Origin of the sequence: Streptomyces sp. NPDC093018 (genome assembly GCF_040684035.1) — a bacterium.
Lineage (GTDB): Bacteria > Actinomycetota > Actinomycetes > Streptomycetales > Streptomycetaceae > Streptomyces > Streptomyces murinus.
This window is the reverse complement of sequence record NZ_JBFBFF010000004.1, coordinates 24,259-42,236: the sequence shown is the minus strand read 5'-3', so window position 1 is coordinate 42,236 and position 17,978 is coordinate 24,259. Positions and strand designations below refer to the sequence as shown.

The window sequence follows — 17,978 nt, the reverse complement described above, 5'->3', positions numbered from 1 at the left end:
CCGGCGGAACCCGCAGCGGAACCCGTACGGGTCCCGCACGGATCCCGGGGTTCACATCATGTCTTCGATCTCCGCGGCGATCGGGTCGGCGTCGGTGCCGATGACGACCTGGACGGCGGTGCCCATCTTGACGACGCCATGGGCACCGGCGGCCTTCAGGGCGGCGTCGTTCACGAGCGAGGGGTCCGACACCTCGGTGCGCAGGCGGGTGATGCAGCCCTCGATCTCCTCGATGTTGTCGATCCCGCCGAGGCCGGCGACGATCTTCTCAGCCTTGCTGGCCATGTTGCTTCTCCCCTGATCCGAACCGCTTTGTCGCAGTAACCCACAGTTGGCCCATCTTCGCGAGCGGTCATGCCGTCCGTGCCGAAAGATGGCGTTCACGACAGCGGAACCGTCCGGGCAACTGGTCTACACCAGCGGAGGGACGGTCGCCAAACCACGGTCGCGGCACCGCGCCCGAGTCGAGTGGCCGCCGAGTGGCCGGAGGACGCCCATGAGCGAGGGGAGCGCGACGGGGGGCGCGGCACGGGAGCGCTGGGGCCGGCTGTTCCAGGGGCTGCAGAAGATGGGGCGCAGCCTCCAGTTGCCGATCGCGGTGCTGCCGGCGGCGGGGCTGCTGATCGGGCTCGGGCAGCAGGGCGTGGTGGGCGCGGACGGGCTGGGCTGGACGACGGTCGCGAAGGTGATGCGGGGTGCGGGCGGGGCGCTGCTGGACGGTTCGCTGGGGCTGCCGCTGCTGTTCTGTGTGGGCGTGGCGATCGGGATGGCGAAGAAGGCGGACGGCTCCACGGCGCTCGCGGCGATCGCGGGCTTTCTCGTCTACTACGGGGTGCTGCACCAGTTCCCGCAGGACTGCCCGGCCGGTTCGACGGCGCTGGCGGGGGTCGGCTGCCGGGCCGGGGACGGGACGGTTGCGGCGTTCACCTTCCAGAATCCGGGGGTCTTCGGCGGGATCGTGCTGGGGCTGCTGGCCGCGTTCCTGTGGGCGCGGTTCCACCGGACGCGGCTGGTGGACTGGCTGGGCTTCTTCAACGGACGTCGGCTGGTGCCGATCCTCATGGCGTTCGCGGCCATCCTCTTCGCGGCGCTGTGCCTGTGGGTGTGGCCGCCGATCGGCGCGGGGCTGGAGAGCTTCAGCCACTGGCTGCACGCGGCGGGGGCGTGGGGGGCGGGGCTGTTCGGTGTCACCAACCGGGCGCTGCTGGTGGTGGGCCTGCACCAGTTCCTGAACGTGCCCATCTGGTTCCAGTTCGGCAGCTACACCCAGCCGGACGGGACGGTGGTGCACGGTGACATCAGCATGTTCCTGGCGGGTGATCCGCATGCGGGGCAGTTCACCTCGGGCTTCTTCCCGATCATGATGTTCGCGCTGCCGGCCGCGGCGCTGGCGATCACGCACTGTGCCAAGCCGCATCGCCGCAAGGAGGTCGGCGGGCTGATGCTGTCGGTGGCGCTGACGTCGTTCGTCACCGGGATCACCGAGCCGATCGAGTACTCGTTCATGTTCATCGCGCCGGTCCTGTACGCGATCCACGCGGTGCTGACCGGGGTGTCGATGGCGGTGACATGGGCGCTCGGGGTGCACGACGGTTTCAGCTTCTCGGCGGGGCTGATCGACTACGTCATCAACTGGCACCTGGCGACCAAGCCATGGCTGATCATCCCGATCGGCCTGTGCTTCGCGGTGGTCTACTACGCCGTCTTCCGCTTCGCCATCACCCGCTTCGACCTCAAGACCCCGGGCCGCGAGCCGGAGGCGGAGGTCGAGGACGTGACCGGACTCTGACCTCCCCGGCCCGCCCGTGCGGCGTCGGCCTCGCCCTGCACGGCGCGTAGCGCTCCGGTCGCGGAATTCGTGGTTCCTTATGGCACCTTCATCGTGCTACAACAGGTCTACACCAGTGAGTGGTGTAGACCAGAGACGCTGCCGTCCCCTTCCATGGTTCCCGGGCGGCGCCTTGCCTACTGGAGGAACAGTGACCACGGCGACCACCGCTCCGGCGGCCGAGAAGAAGAAGGGCGCCGGCGTGATGGCTGTGCTGCAGCGCATCGGCCGCAGCCTGATGCTGCCGGTGGCGGTGCTGCCGGCCGCCGCCCTGCTGGTCCGCCTCGGCAACACCGACATGCTGGGCCGCTCGGACTTCCCGGCGTTCCTGACGAAGATCGCGTCCTTCATGTCGGCGGGCGGCAACGCCATCCTCGACAACATGCCGCTGCTGTTCGCGGTCGGCATCGCGATCGGCTTCGCCAAGAAGTCGGACGGCTCGACAGGGCTCGCCGCGGTGGTCGGCTACCTGGTCTTCAAGAACGTGCTGGGCACGTTCACCGACAAGAGCCTGCCGAAGGTGGCCACCGCCGTCGACGGCAAGGTCGTCATGGTGGACGCCACGGCGGACGCCAAGGTCCTCGGCGGTGTGGTGATGGGCCTCGTCGTCGCCCTCATATACCAGCGGTTCTACCGCACCAAGCTGCCCGACTGGGCGGGCTTCTTCGGTGGCCGCCGGCTCGTCCCGATCCTCTCGGCCTTCGCCGGTCTGGTGCTCGGTGTCGTCTTCGGTTACATCTGGCCGGTCCTCGGTACGGGTCTGCACAACTTCGGCGAGTGGCTGGTCGGGTCGGGCGCGATCGGCGCGGGCATCTTCGGTGTCGCCAACCGTGCGCTGCTCCCGATCGGCATGCACCACCTGCTGAACTCCTTCCCCTGGCTGCAGGCCGGCGAGTACCACGGCAAGAGCGGCGACATCGCCCGCTTCCTGGCCGGTGACCCGACCGCGGGTCAGTTCATGACCGGCTTCTTCCCGATCATGATGTTCGGCCTGCCGGCCGCCTGCCTCGCCATCGTGCACTGCGCCCGCCCCGAGCGCCGCAAGGTCGTCGGCGGCATGATGCTCTCGCTCGCGCTGACGTCCTTCGTCACCGGCGTCACGGAGCCCATCGAGTTCACGTTCATGTTCATCGCCCCGGCCCTGTACGCGATCCACGCGGTGCTCACCGGTGTCGCGCTGGCGCTGACCTGGGCGCTGGGCATGAAGGACGGGTTCGGCTTCTCCGCCGGCGCGATCGACTTCCTGCTGAACCTGGGCATCGCGAGCAACCCATGGGGCCTGGCCCTGGTCGGCCTCTGCTTCGGCGCCGTCTACTACGTCGTCTTCCGCTTCGCCATCACCAAGTTCAACCTGCCCACCCCGGGCCGCGAGTCCGACGAGGAACTCGCCGAACTCGCGAAGGCCGAGGCCAAGTAAGGCTCCCGGAAACCACTTCCGCGCCGAATTCCCCGGCCTGTCGACAGGCCGGGGAATTCGGCGTACCCGCATATACGCTGCCGGCCGTTTCCCCCTTCTTCGTCAGACGGAATTCCCGGCCCCGAAGATCCAGTGATCATGCTCACCGATCCAACTCCCTTGATCGTTCCGGAATTCGGTGCCTAGGGTTTTGACCAGGCCGAACACGGCCGTGACCGACAACCAGTGGGGAAAATATGAGCCTTCAAGCTCTGCGTGACCTGAAGTTCGCCGCGCTCACCGACGAGGAGGCCGCCGCCGCCTCCGGCGAGGGCAAGAAGCCGAGCCGCGCCCAGTGCGAGTGGGTCTTCGCCCAGATCGGCAACCCGATGTCCTGCAGCTACGGGGACTACTACAAGCTCTGGAAGTCGATGGGCTGCGACAAGCTGTAGTGCGAAGCCGCGCCCGCCTCGTCCCGAGGCGGGCGCGCTCTTTCCCCGGCCAGGAGTTCTTCAGTGAAGTGGCAGAGATACCACACCCATCAGTCGGGGGACACCGACTGCGGGCCGGCGTGCCTGCGGGCCGTCCTCATGCGGCACGGAATCGTGGTCGACGCGGCGATCCTGCGCGAGTCGACGGGCCTGGGCGAGCGCGGCTCCCATCTGCTCAGGCTGCGGGAGGTCCTGCGGGGATACGGCGTCGACAGCGAACTCCTCCGGTTGGACATCGACCAGTTGCGCGAGGCCGTACGGATCGCGGGACCGGCGATCATCCTGTTGGCGGAGGACGGCCACCGGCACTTCGTCGTCGTCCACGAGGCCACCGACAGCGGCGATTTCATCGTGGGTGACCCGCTGCTGCACCGTCCGATCCGGCTGGCACCCGAGATGCTGGCCGCGGTGTTCCACGGGGAGGCGCTGGTCACCGACCGGCCGAGCGCACGGCTGCCCCTGGGGGCCAGGATCCGCTCCCGTTCCCGGCAGAGCCTGGTGTGGGGGACCGTCCGCGGTCACCGGGGACGCCTTCTGCTCGTCCTCGCCGCGACCGCCGTCGTAGCCCTGGTCGCCCTGCTCAACAGCCTCTTCGTCCAGCTGGCCGTCGACCGAGTCCTGCGGGACGGCTCCCGGCGGGCGCTGGCGGTGATGTCCGCCGAGTTCATCGGGATCGCCCTGGCGGCGGCCGGGATCCAGTACGCGCGGGGCCGCGTCATCGTGGCGCTCAGCCAATCACTGCAACGACAGTTCTCGGAGCGCTATCTCCACAAACTCCTGCGCCTGCCCGCCGATTACTTCAAGGGCCGCAGAGCCGGCGACCTGGTGAGCCGGATCGACGATGTGCAGGAAATCCAGGCTCTGGTCACGGCCGCCTCCGTCCGGGCCGCCATCGACCTCTGCGTCGTCCTCTCGGTCGGCGGATATCTGCTGGCGACCGACCCCGTGCTCTTCCTCCTCCTGATTCCGCCCGCGGCCATCAATGTGCTCAGCTCGATGCTGCTGTACCCGCACATCAGGAACGCCGCCGAGGAGGCTCTCCAACGGGACGCCACACTGAAATCCGAGACGCTCAACTCCCTTCGCGGACACACGGAGTTGACCGGCTATGGAAAGCGTGAATACGCCTTCGCGCGCATGAGCCGCACCTTGGAGCGCCGGATCGAGTCGGAAACCCGGCTGGGCCGGCTGGAGAACATCAATTCCGTGATCAAGACGGCCTGCCAGACCGTCTTCACGGTGGTGGCGGCCTGGGCCGCGCTGATCCGGATGCTGTCCGGCTCGCTCACGGTCGGCGAGGTCTTCGGCTTCCTGACGATGGCCGGCTACTTCCTGGGTGCCATGGACTCCGTCGCCTCCCTCCAGGTCACGGCCCAGCGCACCGCCGCGGCCCTCAACCGCTACCGGGACGTGGTGCTCCAGCAGGACGACGCCCGGCTCGCGCTGACGGCCGCTCAGACGGAGTGCCCCGTGGGACCGGCCGACATCTCGGTCCGGTCCCTGCGCTTCCGCCACCCGGGAGCCCGGTACGACACGCTCACCGGAGTCGACCTCGACATCCCGTTCGGCACGACCATGCTCCTGCGGGGCGGCAACGGCTCGGGCAAGAGCACGTTCCTCGCCCTGCTGGCGGGCACGCACCACGGCTACACGGGCAGTGCCACCCTGGGCGGGGCCGAGATCGCGCGGATCGCCGCCGACGAGCTGCCGCGCCATGTCCTCTACGTGCCGGAGAACCCCGTCCTGCTGACCGCCTCCGTGCGCGAGAACCTCACCCTCGGCGCCCCGCACAGCACGGCCGACATCCTGCGGGCCTGCCGTATCGCCTGCTTCCAGGAGGTCCTCGACACCCTCCCGGAAGGGCTCGACGAGCCGGTACGGGAGACCGGCGCGGGACTGTCACGCGGACAGATCCAGCGCCTGTCGATCGCCCGCGCCGTGCTGCACGCCCCGCAGGTCTATCTGTTCGACGAGACCTTCAGCGGTGTCGACCGGGACACCTCCGCCCGGATCTGGGCGGAACTCCGTCATGTCCAGGGCACCAAGATCATGGTGTCCCACGGGCACCTCCAGGACATCGCGTTCGACCTGGAGCTGTCCTTCGCCCTCCCGACCGGCCCGCGCACCGAAAGCCCTCTTTCGCGATGAAGTTCTCCGACCTGCTCGATCTCTGCCATGTACCCGGCGCCCTCCCCGCCTCCGGCCTGGCCTCCGACCTGGCGCTGATCACCTCCGTGTCGCAGGACCTCGCCGACGCCGTGCTGCCGTCCTCGGACCCCGCGGCCCTCGCGGCGGGGTACGCCTCCCGCCGTCCCCGTCCCGTGACCGCGGTGGTGCTCACCGCGGACGAGGAAGACTCCATCGCCGCCTGCCTGACCGCGCTGTCCGACGACATCGACGACTGCCTGCTGATCGACTCCGGGTCCACGGACGGCACCGTCGAGCAGGCGCTGCGCGCTCGCCCTGGCACCCGGGTGCTGTCCGCACCATGGGCGGACGACTTCTCCCACCAGCGCAATCTCGCCTTCGCAGAGGCCGCCGAGGGCTGGCTGTGCCATGTGGACGCCGACGAGGTCCTCGTGCCCGCGCACACGGGCAGGCTGCGCCGTGCCCTGTCCCTGCTCGACCATCTGCTGCCCGGGCACGATTTCGTCGTCTCCCCGGTCATCGCCGACATCGGCGGACCGGTGTACACCAGCACCCAGCGCTGGCTGCGGGCGGACGGCCCCTTCCGGTTCCGGGGCCGGGTCCATGAGCACCCCTACACCGAGGACGGCCTCGCCCCGCCGCGTGTGCAGGTCGATGTCCGCTTCGACCATTCCGGATACCTCCCGGAGGTGATCGAGAGGAAGGGTAAGCGCGAGCGGTACGTCGCCCTGGACAGGCTGGGCCGCGCCGAGGAGCCGGACAATCCCAAGTGGGTCTACTACGAGGTGCGCGACGGGCTCGGTCCGTCGATGTCCGAGCAGGAGGCGCGCGCGGCCTTCACGATGCTGGCCGCCGCGACCGCGGACGCGGCACCGGAGGAGCCCGGCTACCGGACCGAGCGCACCGTCGATTCCTGGAGCCTGCTGTGCGAGCTGGCCGTCCGGCTCGGTGACGCGGACGCCCTGCGCACATACACGGACCTGCTGGCGCGGGCCGGACGGATGGTGGAGGCCACGTACTACCGCACCCTCGTGGAGGCCGGCAGGCTCCTGGGCAGGCTGTCCGTGCTGGTCGACGGCGTCACGGCGGTGGAGTCGGCCGAGGATCCGTCGAACCGGCATCTCATGGGACGGCTGTTCGCACTGCAGTCGACGCTCGCGCTCGCCAGTGGCCGCTACGAGACGGTGCTGCCCGCCTACCGGAAGGCGGACGCGCGCGGTACCGGCCGGAGCGTGGCCGAGGACTTCGAGATGCTCGCCCGAGTACTGGCCCAGGCGCGGGAACAGGACACGGTCTGACCCCGTCCCGGCCGAAGGCCCCGGAATCGACCAGGCCCCGGAACCGTCCAGGTTCCGGGGCCTTCGGGTATGTGCCGTCCCTCAGATCTCGTACACCGCGCCCCGGGCCGCCAGTTCGACCGGGCCGGGGAAGGCCTCGCGGGCGTCGCGGAGGTTGACCTCCGGGTCGGTCCAGGGGGCGATGTGGGTCAGGACCAGGCGGCGGGCCCCGGCGCGGGTGGCGGTTTCGCCGGCCTCGCGGCCGTTGAGGTGGAGATCGGGGATGTCCTCCTTGCCGTACGTGAACGCGGCCTCGCACAGGAACAGGTCGGTGTCCCGGGCCAGCTCGTCCAGTACGGGAGTGACCCCGGTGTCCCCGGAGTACGTGAGGGATCTGCCCCCGTGCTCGATCCGGATCCCGAACGCCTCCACGGGGTGGCGGACCCGGTCGGTGTGCACCGTGAAGGGGCCGATATCGAACGTGGCCGGCTTGACGGTGCGGAAGTCGAAGACCTCGCTCATCGAGGAGGCGGCAGGCGTGTCGCCGTGCGCCGTGGTCAGACGCTGCTCGGTGCGCTCGGGGCCGTAGACCGGCAGTGCCTCGCAGCGGCCGCCGTCATGGCGGTAGTAGCGTGCGACGAAGTACCCGAGCATGTCGATGCAGTGATCGGCGTGCAGATGGCTGAGGAAGATCGCGTCGAGGTCGTAGAGACCGCAGTGGCGCTGCAACTCGCCCAGGGCGCCGTTGCCCATGTCGAGAAGCAGCCGGAAGCCGTCGGCCTCGACGAGGTAGCTCGAGCAGGCCGATTCCGCGGACGGGAACGACCCCGAGCAGCCGACGACGGTGAGCTTCATGAAGCAGAAACCTCCGTAGGCGAAGACAGGTGGGTCGAGGGTCCTCACAGAGCCGAGGAACCTCGAAAAGGGCTGACGGGGGTCGTGCGGTCCGTCGAGCGTACGGCGCCCGGGCGCGGGCCGCTCCTCTGCCAGGGGCCGTTGTGGGCGAACTCACCTGTGCTGTCACCGGTTCGGCTGGACCCCGGGGCGCACGGGATCCGTACAAGGGCGCGCGTCCCGCGCCGCGCGCCGGTAACGTCGTCGTATGGACACGTCCTGGTGGCTGGCGCTCGCCGCGGTGGTGCTGCTCGCGCTGGTGGCCACGGTCGTCGACGGCTGGGGCCGCGGGCGCCGGCCCGCCGGGCGGCGGCTGCGGCCACCGGGCCGGGCGGGCACCAGGCAGCGGCATGCCGCGACGGTCCGCGGCGGGCGCCCGGCACCGGGTGACATCTGGTGGGCGAATGTGCCGTATGAGGACCGCGCGGAATCCAATGGGGCCGCGCGCAGCGCGTCGGACAGGGTGGTGGCGGGCGACGGGCGGGCGAAGGACCGGCCGTGTCTGGTGCTGGCCGTGCGCGGGGACCGGGCCACGGTCGCGAAGATCACCACCAAGTACCACGACGAGCGCGCCGGGGTGATCCCGCTGCCGCCCGGCGCGGTGGGCGACGCGCGGGGCCGCCCGAGCTTCCTGCAGACCGACGAGCTGCGCGAGGTGCCGGTCGGCGACTTCCGCCGCCGGGTGGGGGTGGTCGACCCGGTCCTGTGGGACCAGGTGCGCCACCTCGCCCGCTGAAGCCCGCCGGAACCGGGTCAGCCGCTCTTCACCGTCACGGTGACCGTCCACTCCTGGATGCCCTTGCAGGACATCTGGCCGGGGGTGGTCGCGCACATGGGGCGGGAGGACGTCAGCTTCCCGGTGCCGGGCGCGCTCGCGTGGTACGCGGCCTCGGCGTTGCCCGGCCGGATGACGAGGCCGGAGTTGATCGCCTTGAGGGCGCCGCCGGTGACCGTGACCGGCTTCCAGGGGCGCTCCTTCGTACCGCCGAGGCTCAGCCGTACCTCTCCGCCCTTGGCCACGCAGACGGTACGACCGCTGTCGGCGGCCGTCAGCCGGACGTCGTTTCGGCACACCGGGCCCCCGGGGGCCGCGGAGACCTTTTCGCTGCCGGTGGAGCTGGTGTGGGTGCCGCAGCCCGCGAGGAGCAGCGGGGTGGCCGCGAGGGCGAGAAGTGTCGTACGGCGCATGGGGGGACCGCCTTTCTGCGGGGCCGCCGGTTGGCCCGCCTGGTACGGATGGGACGTACCGCGGCCGCGAACGGATCCCGCCATCAGGCAAAGTACCGGCCAACGAACGGATCCCGCACGCGGAGTTCCGCGTGCGGGATCACAGGGTGGTTCAGGTGATGCGGGTGATCAGCTGGTGGTCACGGACGCGTCGTCCACGACGAAGCTGGTCTGCAGCGAGGAGTCCTCGACGCCGTTGAACTTCAGGGTGACCGTCTGGCCCGCCAGCGAGGACAGGTCGAAGGTCTTCTGGACGTAGCCCGTCGCCTTGTTCAGGTTCGAGTACGAGGCCAGGGTGGTCGAACCGGCGGTGACCGTCAGCTTGTCGTACGCGGTGCTGGTGCTGGTCTCCGCGGTGTCGATGTGCAGGTAGAAGGACAGGGTCGCCTTGCAGCCCGCGGGGATCGTCACCGACTGGGACAGGGAGTCGGTGTGCGAGGTGCCGTAGCCGTCCATCCACGCCTTGTACGAGCCGCCGTGCGCGGCCTCACCGGTGTCGTTGGTGATGACACCGCTGCTCGCGGTCCAGCCGGTGTTGCCCGACTCGAAGCCCGGGTTGGCCAGCAGCTGCGAGGAGGTGCAGCCGCCGCCACCGCCGCTGGTGCTCACGGTCCAGGTGAAGGAGGCGGAGCCGGTGGCGCCGGTGGAGTCGGTCGCGGTGACGGTGACCTGGTAGGTGCCCGCGGTGGACGCGGTACCGGAGATCACGCCGGTGGAGCTGTTGATCGACAGGCCGGTCGGCAGGCCGGAGGCGCTGTAGGTCAGGGCCGCGCCCGCGCTGTCGGAAGCCTTCACGGAGAGGCTGACGGAGCCGCCGGTCGTGGTGGACTGGTTGCCCGGGTTGGTCACGGAGACGGTGTTGCCACCGGTGCTGCCGCCCGAGGTGAAGGCGGCGGTGCCGTTCGGGGTGCCCCAGCCGGTCGGACCGTCGTAGCCGGTCTGCGCCTTGCAGTAGTACGCCGTGGAGCAGGAGCCGTTGGAGCCGCTCGTCACGTCGTTCAGGTTGCTGGTGTGGCTGTAGGGGTACTTCGCCGGGTAGTCACTGGAGCCCGGGGTGCCCGCGAGCGCGTAGACGCTGGCGATGATCGGCGAGGAGGCGCTGGTGCCGCCGTAGACCGCCCAGCCGCCGCTGTAGGTGTCGTAGACCGCCACGCCGGTGGCCGGGTCGGCGACCGCGGAGACGTCGGACTCCATGCGCTTGGAGCAGCCCGTGTCGGTCTGCCAGCTCGGCTTGGCGTCGTACGCCGAGCAGCCGGAGCCGGTGCCCTCGGTGGAGCTGGTGTTCCACACCGACTCGCTCCAACCGCGGGAGTTGGAGGCGGTGTTGAGGGCGGTGCCGCCGACGGCGGTCACGTACTGCGAGGTCGCCGGGTACTCGGCACCGTAGCCCTCGTCACCGGCGGAGACGGTGATCGCGACGCCCGGGTGCTTGAAGTACTGGGTGTCCTCGCTGGTCTGCGAGGAGTCCTCGGAGCCGCCCCAGCTGTTGGAGACGAACTTGGCGCCGAGCGCGACGGCCTCGTTCTCGGCGGTGCCCAGGTCCGCGTCGGTGGCCGAGTTGGCCTCGACGAGGACGATGTTGCAGTTCGGGCAGACCGCGCTGACCATGTCGATGTCGAGCATCTCTTCGCCGGCCCAGCCGCTGTCGTTGGTCGGCAGCGAGGTGGTGGAACCGGTCTGGCTGACCTGCTTGAAGCAGCCGTTGGCCTTGGTGCAGGCGGAGAGGCCGTACTGGGACCGGTAAGTGGCCAGGTCCGACTCGGCGTTGGGGTCGTTGTAGGCGTCGACGATGCCCACGGTCATGCCCGAACCGGCCGCGGTGGGCAGGTTGTAGGCGCTGTGCAGGTTGGCCGGGGAGAGGCCGGAGGGCGTGGCGTTGGGCGATATCGCCGCCGCCAGCTTGCTCTTGATGTCCGTGCGGCGCTGGGCGAAGCAGGACGCGTGGCCCGGCGTGTGGTCCGAGGCACACACATGGGTCGTGGGCACCTTCTGGCCGGCCTTGCCGGTCGAGTGGAACGTCTGGCGCTGGGGGTCGGTCAGCGCCTTGTTGTTCGTGGTGACCTTGCTGGTTTGCGGGTGGGCCGCGACGGCGGACTGGGCCGCGCCGGCCGTCGGCGCGGCGGCGAATCCGGCGACGGTCAGGGAGAGAGCGGGAAAGGCGACGGCCAGAAGTCTTCGTGCACTTCGGGTTCGCCCGCTCGGGCGTGACTCACGCATGTGGGTACTGCCTCCATCGGGAAGTGGGGTTTCTCGCACTGGTTGGCAGCCCGTGACGCGCGTAGCGGCGACCACGCAGTCATGAGCATGACATCTCAGGCACCCCCCATGTCGCTGAACGTGACATGACAGGGTGCGGGAGGAACCTAGCCCCGGACACCGACCAGCGGGCAGTGCCGGACGGATTTCTTTGCTTCCCCATAGGAACGGCTTAGCCCCCTCGTGAGAGGGGGCTGGTGATCACTTGAGACGTAACGCGGCCGAAATCCGCACCCGGGGACCTACGCCCAGAGCTGGCCCTGAAGGGTGTCGATGGCGGCTTCCGTCGTGGTGGCCGTGTAGACGCCCGTGGAGAGGTACTTCCAGCCGCCGTCGGCCACGATGAAGACGATGTCGGCGGACTCCCCCGCCTTCACCGCCTTGTTGCCGACACCGATCGCGGCATGGAGGGCCGCGCCCGTGGAGATGCCCGCGAAGATGCCCTCCTGCCGCAGGAGTTCACGGGTGCGGGTGACCGCGTCGGCGGAGCCCACCGAGAAGCGGGTGGTGAGGACCGAGGCGTCGTACAGCTCGGGCACGAAGCCCTCGTCCAGGTTGCGCAGGCCGTAGACCAGGTCGTCGTAGCGCGGCTCGGCGGCCACGATCCTGACGTCCGGCTTGTGCTCGCGGAGGTAGCGGCCCACGCCCATCAGGGTGCCCGTGGTGCCGAGGCCCGCGACGAAGTGGGTGATCGAGGGCAGGTCGGCGAGGATCTCCGGGCCCGTCGTGGCGTAGTGCGCGCCCGCGTTGTCCGGGTTGCCGTACTGGTAGAGCATCACCCAGTCCGGGTGCTCGGCCGACAGTTCCTTGGCCACCCGCACCGCGGTGTTGGAGCCGCCCGCGGCCGGCGAGGGGATGATCTCCGCGCCCCACATGCCGAGCAGGTCCCGGCGCTCCTGGGAGGTGTTCTCCGGCATCACGCACACCATCCGGTACCCCTTGAGCTTGGCCGCCATGGCCAGCGAGATGCCGGTGTTGCCGGAGGTCGGCTCCAGGATGGTGCAGCCGGGGGTGAGCCGGCCGTCCTTCTCGGCCTGCTCGATCATGTGCAGGGCGGGCCGGTCCTTGACCGAGCCGGTGGGGTTGCGGTCCTCCAGCTTCGCCCAGATCCGGACCTCGGGGGACGGCGACAGCCGCGGCAGGCGCACCAGAGGGGTGTTGCCCACCGCGGCGAGCGGGGAGTCGTAGCGCATTGCGTTCAGCGACCGATCAGCGCATGCCCGCCCGTCGCCCGACCGCCAACCCCGGTCGGACGCGGCTCCGCCGCGGCAGATCCTCCTGCCACGGCCGGCAGGATCGTCACGCTGTCGCCGTCCGACAGCTTGGTGTTGATGCCGTCCAGGAAGCGGACGTCCTCGTCGTTCAGGTAGACATTGACGAACCGGCGCAGCTGGTCGCCGTCCACGATGCGGGCCTGGATGCCCGCGTGCCGGCTCTCCAGGTCGGTGAACAGCTCGGCGAGGGTGTTCCCGCTGCCCTCCACGGCCTTCTGGCCGTCGGTGTACGTGCGGAGGATGGTCGGGATGCGGACCTCGATGGCCATGGTTGCGGGCTCCTGTCGGAAGGGTCTTCGGGGGCTGCGGGCTCGGTACGTCAGCCGAGGGGCACGCCACCGTCAGAAGCCGAGGGCGCGCACCACAGTCGTAACCATGGGCTCATCGTATCGATTCCCGGTCAGTGGACCGGAATGTGATCCCAACTGGCGGACGGATCCCGGTCGGATGCTGAGATCAGTAGCTTTCGACGACCCTGACCTCCTCCTCGGTGACCTCTCCGTCCACGATCCGGAAGGATCGGAACTGGAAGTCGCCGAGGCCGTCCGTGTCGGCCGTGGACACCAGGACGTAGTGGGCGCCGGGCTCATTGGCGTACGAGATGTCCGTGCGCGAGGGGTGTGCCTCGGTCGCGGTGTGCGAGTGGTAGATGACCACCGGCTCCTCGTCGCGGTCGTCCAGCTCGCGGTAGAGCTTGAGCAGATCGCCGGAGTCGAACTCGTAGAAGGTCGGCGACATGGCCGCGTTCAGCATCGCGATGAACCGCTCGGGGCGGTCCGAACCGGCCGGGCCCGCGACGACGCCGCACGCCTCGTCGGGGTGGTCCTTGCGGGCGTGGGCGACGATCTGGTCGTAGAGGGCCTGGGTGATGGTCAGCATGCGGTCAGGATAAGCAGAGGGCCGTCTCGTACCGAGGGATGGTACGAGACGGCCCGCATGCTGGACGTCCTTGAGCGGCGGCCGCCGGGGGCGCCACGAGTGCTCCCGGCGGCCGGACGTCCCGGTGAGGGTCCGGCGGTGGCGTCAGCGCTTGGCGAAGGCCGCGGCCTCCGGGTTGCGGCGCTTGAGCACCGCGTAGGAGACGCCGAGGATCACACCCCACAGCGGCGCGCAGTACAGCGAGACCCGGGCGTCCTTGTCGATGCCCATCAGCACGATCACCATGCCGATGAACAGCAGGGAGAGCACGCTGGCGTACGGGGCGCCGGGGGCCCGGAACTCCGAGCGGGGCAGGAGCCCGCGGTCGGAGGCCCTCCGGTAGCGGATGTGGCAGATCAGGATGACGATCCACGCCCACATGCCGGAGATGGTCGCGAAGGAGACGACGTAGTCGAACGCCTTGCCCGGCCACTGGTAGTTGATCCAGACACCGACGAGCATCAGCGCGGCGGAGAACGTGGTGCCGACGAGCGGGGTACCGCTGCGGGTCAGCCGGGTGAACAGCTTGGGGCCCTGGTTGTTGAGCGCCAGGTCACGCAGCATGCGGCCGGTGGAGTACATGCCGGAGTTGCAGGAGGACAGCGCGGCGGTCAGGACCACGAAGTTGACGATGCCGGCGCCGACCGACAGGCCCATCTTCTGGAAGGCGGCCACGAAGGGGCTGACCCCCGGGTGGAACTCGGTCCACGGCACCACCGACAGGATCATGATCAGCGCGCCGACGTAGAAGACGGCGATCCGCCACGGGACGGTGTTGATCGCCTTGGGCAGCACCTTCTTGGGGTCCTTGGACTCGCCCGCGGTCACACCGACCAGCTCGACGGCGAGGAAGGCGAACATGACCATCTGGAGCGTCATCAGGGTGCCGCCGACGCCGTGCGGGAAGAAGCCGCCCTGGTTCCACAGATGGCTCACCGAGGCGGTGTCGCCGGCGTCGGAGAAGCCGACCGTCAGGATGCCCGCGCAGATCAGGATCATGCCGATGATCGCGGTCACCTTGACCATGGAGAACCAGAACTCCAGCTCACCGAAGAGCTTCACGGAGATCAGGTTGGCGGCGTAGAGCACGAACGTGAAGATCAGTGCCGAGGCCCATTGTGGAATGTCGAACCAGTACGTCATGTAGGCGGCCGCGGCGGTGACCTCGGTGATGCCGGTGACCACCCAGAACAGCCAGTACGTCCAGCCGGTGACAAAGCCCGCGAAGGGGCCGATGAACTCGCGCGCGTATTCCGAGAAAGAGCCGGAGACCGGGCGGTACATCAGCAGTTCGCCGAGCGCGCGCATGATGAAGAAGATGACGAGGCCGGCGACGGCGTACGCCAGGATGAGGCTGGGTCCCGCCTTGGAGATGCCCTTGCCCGCGCCGAGGAAGAGACCGGTGCCGATGGCACCGCCGATGGCGATCATCTGGATCTGGCGGGAGCCGAGCCCGCGCTGATAACCCTCGCCCTCGCCGCCCTCCGCCGACGCGGGCTCCGTGCCGTCGGGACGCTGGTCGACCTGCGCTGAGGTCATGGTGGTGCGCCTTTCTCCATTCCGATCCGTGCCTTTCGTCGGCCGCGGACCGGGTTTCGAATCCCCCCGGATTGATGGAGTTGGTGCCTGGCCGACGGTCGTCGGCTCGGTGGCGCACCCGGCGGACAAGGGTGGTGTTCGCCGGGCGGTCGTGAAGATTTATCACGACCGCAATATTGATCGCGGGGTGGGAATGTGGCGCGCTTCACAGGGAAAAGCGGACAAAGAGCGGGTGAATACGGCAAACCCGGCCGCAAGGGTGACGGGATCGTTATCCGGATTTGAGCGTCCGCTGAGCGGACGCATAAACCACCGAGATCGCCGGAATCACGACATAAGAGTCGACACCAGGGTCTCCTGGAGGCCGCCCAGCCACAGATAGGCCATCACCATCGGCTTGCGCGGGTCCTCGTCGGGGAGCCGGTAGAGCAGCTCGGTGTCGTCGTCGTCCGCGATCTCCAGACGGGAGCCGATCGCGAGGCGCAGATCGTTGAGCGAGCCGAGCCAGCGCCGGGACTCCTCGGGCGACAGCTTCAGTACGGCGCCGCCCTGGTCCACCGGGGCGAGCGCGTCGAGGCTGTGGATCACCGCGAGGGCGTTCTCCCGCTTGCCGGCCCTGAGGTCGTTCTCCGTGAAGCGGCGGAACTCGGCGGAGTGCGCGCGCCGCTCCTCGGCCTGGGCGGGCGAGTCCGGGGCCTTCTCCGGGTCGCTGTACGCGTCCGGGAAGAGCCGGTGCAGCACCGGGTCGGCGGGCGGCTCGCTCGGGCCCTCCGCGAACAGCTCGGCGAGCGGGTCGCGGGAGGCGTCCTCGCCGGGGCCCGGTCCGATCAGCTCCAGGAGCTGGACGGCCAGCGAGCGGATGATGGAGATCTCGACATCGTCGAGTGCGACGGCCGCGCCGCCGCCGGGAAGCGGTTCGAATTGTCCGGGCATGGATTTGGGTCGCTACTTCCGGTCCTGCTGGAGGGTGGCCCACAGACCGTAGCCGTGCATCGCCTGCACGTCGCGCTCCATCTCCTCGCGGGTTCCGCTGGAGACGATCGCCCGGCCCTTGTGGTGGACGTCGAGCATGAGCTTGTTGGCCTTGTCCTTGGAGTAGCCGAAGTACGTCTGGAAGACGTACGTCACATAGCTCATGAGGTTGACCGGGTCGTTGTGCACGATGGTGACCCAGGGGACGTCGGGCTCGGGTACGGCGAAGGCATCCTCCGCCGACTCGGTGCGTTCGATCTCTACGGGCGCGGGTGACGTCACAGTGCCCATGCTGCCACGTGGCCCGGAAATCGTCACACTGACGAATAGGGGGTACCATCCTCGCCATGAACACAGCGGACCTTGGGCTGCCGGTGGATGTTCCGTCGACGGCGCTCTTCACGGACCAGTACGAACTGACGATGTTGCAGGCCGCGCTGAAGGCCGGTACGGCCGAGCGGCGCAGCGTGTTCGAGGTCTTCACCCGGCGGCTGCCGGAGGGACGGCGCTACGGCGTGGTCGCGGGCACCGGGCGCGTCCTGGACGCGGTGGAGAACTTCCGCTTCGACGAGGGCCAGCTCGGCTTCCTGCGCGAGCAGCGGATCGTCGACGAGGAGACCCTGGCGTGGCTCGCCGGGTACCGGTTCACCGGGGACATCTGGGGCTACCCCGAGGGCGAGGTGTACTTCCCGGGCTCCCCGATCCTGCGGGTGGAGGGCAGCTTCGCCGAGTGCGTGCTGCTGGAGACCGTGATGCTCTCCATCCTCAACCACGACTCGGCGATCGCGGCCGCCGCCTCCCGGATGGCCTCCGCCGCCGGTGAGCGCCCGCTGATCGAGATGGGCGCCCGCCGCACCCATGAGCTGGCGGCCGTCGCCGCCGCGCGCGCCGCCTATGTCGGCGGTTTCGCCACCACGTCCGACCTCGCGGCCGGCTTCCGCTACGGCATCCCGACCGTCGGCACCTCCGCGCACGCCTTCACCCTGCTGCACGACCACGAGCGGGACGCCTTCCGGGCCCAGGTGGACACCCTCGGCCCCGGCACCACGCTGCTGGTGGACACGTACGACGTCGCCGAGGCGGTCCGTACGGCGGTGGAGGTGGCCGGGCCCGAGCTGGGCGCGGTGCGCATCGACTCCGGCGATCTGCTGCTGGTCGCGCACCGGGTCCGCCAGCAGCTGGACGAGCTGGGCGCGACGGAGACCAGGATCGTGGTCACCTCGGACCTGGACGAGTACGCCATCGCTTCGCTGGCCGCGGCCCCCGTGGACGCGTACGGGGTGGGCACCCAGCTGGTGACCGGTTCCGGGCATCCGACCGCGTCCATGGTCTACAAGCTGGTCGCGCGCGCCGAGACCGCGGATCCGGGGGCGCCGCTGGTGCCGGTCGCGAAGAAGTCCAGCGGCGGCAAGGCGTCCGTCGGGGGCCGCAAGTGGGCGGCGCGGCGGCTGGACGCGGACGGGGTGGCCGAGGCGGAGGTCGTGGGCACCGGACCGGTGCCGGCACAGCTCACCGAGCGGCAGCTGCTGGTACGGCTGGTCGAGGGCGGCCGGGTCGTGGCGCGCGAGCCGCTGGACGTGGCGCGCGAGCGGCACATCGCCGCGCGGGCGAACCTCCCGCTGTCCGCGACGCAGCTGTCGCGGGGGGAACCGGTCCTTCCGACGGAGTACGTCCACGAGCGCTCGGGTAGCTAGAGCGGGACCGTCGTCCGCCCCCCTCCCCTACGGGCCCGTCATTCTCTAGGCTCGGGTACTTCAC

Annotated in this window: 17 protein-coding genes; 7 read left to right on the top strand and 10 right to left on the bottom strand. The window is 69.6% G+C overall.

Annotated features, from left to right (window positions below; translation table 11 throughout):
• Positions 1-51: 51 nt before the first annotated feature.
• Entirely contained in the window at positions 52-285 is a 234-nt protein-coding gene (locus AB0N90_RS10695) for a glucose PTS transporter subunit EIIB (RefSeq protein ID WP_037651475.1), read from the bottom strand.
• A 211-nt stretch (positions 286-496) separates the two neighbouring features.
• On the opposite strand from AB0N90_RS10695, the gene AB0N90_RS10690 reads away from it, so the two are divergent.
• The 5 genes from AB0N90_RS10690 to AB0N90_RS10670 all read left to right on the top strand — a co-directional run bounded on the left by AB0N90_RS10690 (position 497) and on the right by AB0N90_RS10670 (position 7,161).
• Positions 497-1,789: a PTS transporter subunit EIIC gene (locus AB0N90_RS10690; RefSeq protein ID WP_365194838.1), complete on the top strand. Its 1,293-nt coding sequence runs from the start codon at positions 497-499 to the stop codon at positions 1,787-1,789.
• Positions 1,790-1,979: 190 nt separating this feature from the next.
• Positions 1,980-3,245: a PTS transporter subunit EIIC gene (locus AB0N90_RS10685; RefSeq protein WP_365194836.1), complete on the top strand. Its 1,266-nt coding sequence runs from the start codon at positions 1,980-1,982 to the stop codon at positions 3,243-3,245.
• A 236-nt stretch (positions 3,246-3,481) separates the two neighbouring features.
• Positions 3,482-3,676 carry a hypothetical protein gene (locus AB0N90_RS10680; protein WP_365194834.1) on the top strand — a complete coding sequence of 65 codons (195 nt, stop codon included), beginning with the start codon at positions 3,482-3,484 and terminating at the stop codon, positions 3,674-3,676.
• Positions 3,677-3,739: 63 nt separating this feature from the next.
• Positions 3,740-5,863, top strand: coding sequence for an ABC transporter transmembrane domain-containing protein (locus AB0N90_RS10675; protein ID WP_365194831.1), 2,124 nt, complete (start codon positions 3,740-3,742; stop codon positions 5,861-5,863).
• Positions 5,860-7,161 (top strand): glycosyltransferase, encoded by a 1,302-nt coding sequence (locus tag AB0N90_RS10670; protein ID WP_365194829.1) that lies wholly within the window; start codon positions 5,860-5,862, stop codon positions 7,159-7,161. Before AB0N90_RS10675 ends, AB0N90_RS10670 begins: the two co-directional genes overlap by 4 nt.
• An 81-nt stretch (positions 7,162-7,242) precedes the next feature.
• Here the strand turns inward: AB0N90_RS10670 and AB0N90_RS10665 are convergent, their stop codons facing one another.
• Positions 7,243-7,995, bottom strand: coding sequence for an MBL fold metallo-hydrolase (locus tag AB0N90_RS10665; RefSeq protein WP_365194826.1), 753 nt, complete (start codon positions 7,993-7,995; stop codon positions 7,243-7,245).
• A gap of 247 nt (positions 7,996-8,242) precedes the next feature.
• On the opposite strand from AB0N90_RS10665, the gene AB0N90_RS10660 reads away from it, so the two are divergent.
• Positions 8,243-8,770, top strand: coding sequence for a type II toxin-antitoxin system PemK/MazF family toxin (locus tag AB0N90_RS10660; RefSeq protein ID WP_365194824.1), 528 nt, complete (start codon positions 8,243-8,245; stop codon positions 8,768-8,770).
• A gap of 17 nt (positions 8,771-8,787) precedes the next feature.
• Here AB0N90_RS10660 and AB0N90_RS10655 read toward each other — a convergent pair whose 3' ends face one another.
• From AB0N90_RS10655 to clpS, 8 genes are all read right to left on the bottom strand, one after another.
• The gene (locus tag AB0N90_RS10655) at positions 8,788-9,222 is read right to left on the bottom strand and encodes a hypothetical protein (RefSeq protein WP_361668665.1); all 435 of its coding nucleotides are present in this window, start codon (positions 9,220-9,222) and stop codon (positions 8,788-8,790) included.
• 168 nt (positions 9,223-9,390) lie between these two features.
• On the bottom strand, positions 9,391-11,478 hold the full coding sequence (locus AB0N90_RS10650; protein ID WP_365194822.1) for a putative Ig domain-containing protein: 2,088 nt from the start codon (positions 11,476-11,478) through the stop codon (positions 9,391-9,393).
• A gap of 281 nt (positions 11,479-11,759) precedes the next feature.
• Positions 11,760-12,710, bottom strand: a complete 951-nt coding sequence (locus tag AB0N90_RS10645) for a cysteine synthase (RefSeq protein ID WP_361668669.1) — start codon at positions 12,708-12,710, stop codon at positions 11,760-11,762.
• A 5-nt stretch (positions 12,711-12,715) separates the two neighbouring features.
• Positions 12,716-13,060 carry a MoaD/ThiS family protein gene (locus tag AB0N90_RS10640; RefSeq protein WP_085564952.1) on the bottom strand — a complete coding sequence of 115 codons (345 nt, stop codon included), beginning with the start codon at positions 13,058-13,060 and terminating at the stop codon, positions 12,716-12,718.
• A gap of 187 nt (positions 13,061-13,247) precedes the next feature.
• On the bottom strand, positions 13,248-13,670 hold the full coding sequence (locus tag AB0N90_RS10635) for a M67 family metallopeptidase (RefSeq protein WP_365194818.1): 423 nt from the start codon (positions 13,668-13,670) through the stop codon (positions 13,248-13,250).
• Between the two features lie 144 nt (positions 13,671-13,814).
• Complete coding sequence (locus AB0N90_RS10630; RefSeq protein ID WP_361668675.1) at positions 13,815-15,248, bottom strand: amino acid permease; 1,434 nt, start codon at positions 15,246-15,248, stop codon at positions 13,815-13,817.
• A 327-nt stretch (positions 15,249-15,575) separates the two neighbouring features.
• Complete coding sequence (locus AB0N90_RS10625; protein ID WP_365194817.1) at positions 15,576-16,181, bottom strand: DUF2017 domain-containing protein; 606 nt, start codon at positions 16,179-16,181, stop codon at positions 15,576-15,578.
• Positions 16,182-16,193: 12 nt separating this feature from the next.
• Positions 16,194-16,511: an ATP-dependent Clp protease adapter ClpS gene (gene clpS, locus AB0N90_RS10620; RefSeq protein WP_361668679.1), complete on the bottom strand. Its 318-nt coding sequence runs from the start codon at positions 16,509-16,511 to the stop codon at positions 16,194-16,196.
• A gap of 56 nt (positions 16,512-16,567) precedes the next feature.
• On the opposite strand from clpS, the gene AB0N90_RS10615 reads away from it, so the two are divergent.
• Positions 16,568-17,914 carry a nicotinate phosphoribosyltransferase gene (locus tag AB0N90_RS10615; protein ID WP_365194814.1) on the top strand — a complete coding sequence of 449 codons (1,347 nt, stop codon included), beginning with the start codon at positions 16,568-16,570 and terminating at the stop codon, positions 17,912-17,914.
• The last annotated feature ends 64 nt before the right edge of the window (positions 17,915-17,978 follow it).